Here is a 5,117-nt window from a genome sequence, read left to right on the forward strand (position 1 = left end):
TTCTGCCGGAATTACTCCAGGCCCAAACAACATCATGTTGATGACCTCAGGTGTGAATTTTGGTATTAAACGCAGCATTCCTCATCTAATGGGTATTAGCTTAGGATTTCCGACCATGATATTAGCGGTCGGGCTTGGGTTAAGTGCAATATTTCAAGCTTATCCTTTCATTCATATTGTGATTAAAGTAATTGGAATTAGCTATTTGCTGTATTTATCATGGCTCATCGCTAATAGCAGCAATAAAATGGAAGGCAAGCAGGTGAGTAAACCATTTACTTTTTTACAAGCTGCTGCATTTCAATGGGTTAATCCGAAAGGCTGGATTATGGCTGTTGGTGCCATAGCAACATTTACCTCAGTACAACAAGAACTTAATAGCCAGGTGATTACCATAGCGAGTGTGTTTTTATGTGTCGCCTTTCCCTGTGCGATTGTCTGGTTAGGATTTGGGGTGGCACTAAAACGGTTACTTAAAAATGAGCGTCAACAACGTATTTTTAATATCACTATGGCATTATTATTAGTGGCATCGATCATCCCAATGATGTTGCCGCCAACAACACACTAATCAATTTAATAGCGATAAAGGGTTAAGTAATGGAACAACATGAATGTCTTGCTCATACCGAAATTTGGGTAAAAGATGTCATTATGAAATACAACATTTGCCCATTTGCCCGTCGAGAAGTCGAACGTGCAAGTATTCGCTATGTTGCCATTGAAGAAACTAAAACAAAGGCTGTGCTAAAGGCGTTGATTGAAGAATGCCAATACTTAGATAATCATCCTGACACTGAAACAACCCTGTTTATTTTGCCGCGAGGTTTTGAAGGTTTTTACCCTTATTTAGATTTAGTTGATTACGCTACAGATGAACTAATTGAACAAGGTTATGAGGGTGTTTATCAATTAGCGACATTTCATCCGGACTATTGTTTTGAAGGTGAACCACAAGACAGTGCCGCTAACTTTACCAATCGTTCCCCCTACCCTTGCCTGCATATTATCCGCGAAGCCAGCATGGAAATGGCATTAGCCAACTATAATGATCCTGAATCTATTCCCGAGCGAAATATTGCGTTTGCTGAACGTAAAGGAAGCGATTTTTTTGTCCAATTACTGCAACATTGCACCAAATGAGTTGAGAAAGGTCACAGGCGATAAAGAGCGGTGACTAGCGATGACAAGCGATTAACAGCCTAGAGACTAGGGCGGACTTCGTCCTGCTAGATCGCTGCGCTGCTATAAAAGCGGATAACAGTTGGCTCCGTGGTGTAGCAAAAAACCTTCAGACTTGGTTGATCAAGCTTTTATAGCCTCTAGCCGCGAAGCGTTCTAGCATCTAGGCTTGTTCGCTTGCTATCTTTCTTAGATTGTCATCGCCCTTACCGCTTGTTATCAATTTATAGCCTAGAGACTAGGGCGGACTTCGTCCTGCTAGATCGCTGCGCGGCTATAAAAGCAGATTAAGCGAGCAAGTGATGAAAACGATAACGAGCGATGACAAGCGTTTTAGCCTCTAGGCTTGTTCGCTGTGTTTTCGCTTGTCATCTTCGCGTAGATTGTCATCGACGTTACCGCTTTTCTCGCTCGTTATCGTTTTAGCTTGTCGTAGTAGATAAGATAAATTTGCTGACTTGTTGTGACATGTCACTGGCATCACTCAATAAATTATCATTTAGCAAAGCAATCTGTTGTGATATCTCCTGCGTATGGTGATAGATCTCAGTGATTTTCATCGCATTACGATTCACTTCCTCAGCCACGGCTGATTGTTCATGTGTTGAAGCGGCAATTTGTTGGTTCATGCTGTCAATCACACCAACGTGTTGAGCAATCAATTTAAGCTCATTGCCTGCATGTTGAGATTCTGTAACACTTTGTTGTGCTTGTACCTGGCCTCGCTGCATAGCACTGACGGCAGTGGCCGCCCCCGCTTTAAGACGCTCGGTCATCGCTTTAATGTCTTCTGTTGAACGTTGTGAGCGCTGAGCTAAGGTACGCACTTCATCTGCAACAACGGCAAAACCTCTTCCTTGCTCGCCCGCTCTAGCTGCTTCGATTGCCGCATTTAATGCGAGTAAATTAGTTTGGTCAGCAATAGAGCTGATGACCGCTAAAATGGTCACAATATCTTGTACATCTTTATCTAAACGTTCAATACTTTGCGCAGCGTTGGCAATTTCTTTAGCCAACAATTGAATCGCATCACTGGTTTTACTAACGTCGTTGTTACCACTCTGCACTTCGATATTGGCATTGGCTGATGCTTCTGAAACCTGCACTGCATTAGCGGCAATTTCGTGGACCGTGGCACTCATCTCAGTCATCGCAGAAGCGACTTGCTCAGCTTCTGACGAACCTTGTTCAACATCTGCTTGCATTGAGTGAGTAAAACCATTCATTTTTTCAACCGCATGAACCAAACTCAATGCATTACGACGCACTTGGGTAATAACAAGTTCAAACTCTGCCATCATTTGATTGAATGCTATCGAAATTTGACCAAATTCATCATCTGACTGATGGCTTAAGCGAGTGGTTAAATCAAATTGAGTGCCTGCATGTAGCACCTGTTTGTGTAGCACACTTAAGCTACGATGTAAGTAGCGAGAAACAACCATGCTCATCACAATAGCAAAAATAAGAGCCAGCAATAACACAGCGCCAGTGAGATACATATGCTCAGTTGCTTGTGACAATTTATCTTGGCTTAACTGTGACAAGTCTTGGCTGAATTGTTTTTCTAGTTGAGTTAGCAATTCAATCCGTGCCGTCGATATTTTAAACCAATCTTCTGGGCTTTGTTGTGCCATTGCGACGCTGTCTTGTGCAAAGGCAATTTCACGAAGTTGGTCAACACTCGCCATAGCACTGTCTTGTTGTGCTTGTTTAAAAATACGGATGTTTTCTGGGCTGGCAGCGGCAATAAACCGTTCTGCATAAGTTTGTTGCTCTGCCACTAGCGTGACAAATTTTCGATATGACCCAGGGGGAGATTCACTGCGGCCAAAAGTGGTGCTGAGGACAGCACGCTCTATTCCTGCTCGTTCTTTTAATTGTAAAAATGCCGCAAATGCTTTGAGCTTTATGGCTATTTGGCTGTCTAAACTCTGGCTAGCAGCATTATCAACCATTGATAATAATAGGGTATTGATGCGGGTATAATAACTAACCTGCTCTGCGACGCTAATGTTTAACGCTGTGACATTTTTACGTATTTGGCTTAGCTGATTAAATGCAGCGGCAACTTCACTATATGTGGATTGCAGTTGTTGTGGAAAATTCTCTTGCTGAGCAACAAGATTAAAACGTTGAATTTGTATGTCTGTTTCAGCACGTTGGTTAGTTAAATTGTCTTTAAATGCTTGGCCTTTAGAACTGAGAAAACCGGCACTCATGCCACGCTCTTTTTGCAGTTCATGTACTAATGAGCTATTGATAATGGCAACCTGGGTTAAATCAATAATCAGTGCTAACCGATGCTGAGTGTTGTATTCATTATTAAGGTACATACCACCAAATAGAATACTGGTTAATAACGGGGGGATTACAAGTAAAGCCAGTTTACGCGAAATTTTGAGGTTGCTAATCCATTGCCAATTCATACATCATCCTTTTAAAACTCTTTCGGTAAATACGTTTTTCTACACCAAACCATAAACCACATTGATAGATTTTGGTAAAGACTTTACAACAAACTCAGATCTAGCTCACAGCTAATTTAGTTTCTTTTAATTTAATAATGCTTTAAATACATATAATTGAGTAGTTACTATCTTTTCTCCTGCGTGAACCCAATGCAATCTGCATCTCAGACGATGAAATTGAGTGAATGAATTTAGCGTGTAAAGCTACCGTGATAAAATCAACTGAAAACGAATCTTCTCACTATCGATAACGATTTATAAACGAAAACAAAACTCGCTGATCAATTCAGGCCATTCATTGACTTCATCTACTGAGTCAGCAATGTGTAAAGTCGAATTGGGTAATGTTTGGTGCAATTCAATGGCGGTTTCAACCGGATGGGTCTTATCGCCATGCCAGGCTAAAATAAGCGTTGGCATTGTCAATCCGCTAAGCAGCTGCTTATTTGGCAAATCATTAAGGGCTGCGGCACGAAACAACTGATCAAGAGTTTGGCGAGTCATCTGTTTTAACCCATCGAGCATTCCTAGCACGCTGTGCTCATGACCATTAATCAGCCAATTAGGAAGTAATTTATCCCAATGTTTAGCACTTATTTTAGCTAAACCTTTACCACCAAAAATACGAGCTGCTTTTGCCATTTTATGATATTCATCCACTTGTGCCGCCCGTGCATGCCATGCGTTTGGTGGATTCATTAAGATCAATCCTTTTACCATGCCTGGATGCTTCAACGCTGCATATAAACTTGTGGCACTGCCCATTGATTGGCCACCTAAAATAAGCTCTGACGTTGCTTTACAATGCGTCGCTACACTTATCATGTCATTGGCCAGTTCTGGCCATAAATAGTCTTCTACGCACTTACCGGCAGAAGACAAACCATGACCAACTGCGTCATAACGAATCAGCTGCAATTTTTTAGGAAATCGATGCCAAGCATATAAACCAATGGCATCTTCACTTTGAATACAGCCTGTTGAACCATGAGCCCAAATAAGAGTTGGCCCTTTACCGCTGATGGAACAATTAAACTGATTAATATTAAATTGCTCTGTCATGATGTTGGGCTCCCTTAATGAGTCACTTATCCTTTTACTATTTCAATCAATCTATTAATAAATAATTTAATGGCATCTGTGGTATCAAATCGAAAGGCTAAACCGTAGTGAATTTCATTTAAGCCTTTGTTTTGACGAGTTGGGAATCGGGTCATTTGGGCATTGTGATAGTAATCATATTTAGCGTGTACCCCGTCAATGGTAGCCAGTTCAGTCGAAAACACTTCAAATGCCGGACGAATAATCAGTAATGGCGTTTTTCCTTCTACATGCAAATAAACAGGCTCTTTTAACTCAGGCAGCATGTATTCGGTGACATTCTTAATATTAAAATTAGTACGACATTTCAAATCATTCAAGGTTGATGCGACTTGCTCATGGGTGATGCTCATAAAATAGATG

At 41.2% G+C, this 5,117-nt stretch carries 5 protein-coding genes; 2 read left to right on the top strand and 3 right to left on the bottom strand.

The window, feature by feature from the left end:
• Window positions 1-571: LysE family translocator (locus CXF78_RS09595; protein ID WP_102036647.1), on the top strand; the 571-nt coding region annotated here is incomplete at its 5' end.
• A gap of 29 nt (window positions 572-600) precedes the next feature.
• On the top strand, window positions 601-1,143 hold the full coding sequence (locus tag CXF78_RS09600) for a DUF1415 domain-containing protein (protein ID WP_011636827.1): 543 nt from the start codon (window positions 601-603) through the stop codon (window positions 1,141-1,143).
• Window positions 1,144-1,604: 461 nt separating this feature from the next.
• Here the strand turns inward: CXF78_RS09600 and CXF78_RS09605 are convergent, their stop codons facing one another.
• The 3 genes from CXF78_RS09605 to CXF78_RS09615 form a co-directional block, all read right to left on the bottom strand.
• Complete coding sequence (locus CXF78_RS09605; protein ID WP_011636826.1) at window positions 1,605-3,611, bottom strand: methyl-accepting chemotaxis protein; 2,007 nt, start codon at window positions 3,609-3,611, stop codon at window positions 1,605-1,607.
• A 297-nt stretch (window positions 3,612-3,908) separates the two neighbouring features.
• Window positions 3,909-4,715 carry an alpha/beta fold hydrolase gene (locus CXF78_RS09610; RefSeq protein ID WP_102036648.1) on the bottom strand — a complete coding sequence of 269 codons (807 nt, stop codon included), beginning with the start codon at window positions 4,713-4,715 and terminating at the stop codon, window positions 3,909-3,911.
• A gap of 26 nt (window positions 4,716-4,741) precedes the next feature.
• Complete coding sequence (locus CXF78_RS09615; RefSeq protein ID WP_041413484.1) at window positions 4,742-5,107, bottom strand: hypothetical protein; 366 nt, start codon at window positions 5,105-5,107, stop codon at window positions 4,742-4,744.
• Window positions 5,108-5,117 lie beyond the last annotated feature (10 nt).

The organism is Shewanella sp. 11B5 (assembly GCF_002836795.1).
Lineage (GTDB): Bacteria > Pseudomonadota > Gammaproteobacteria > Enterobacterales > Shewanellaceae > Shewanella > Shewanella frigidimarina.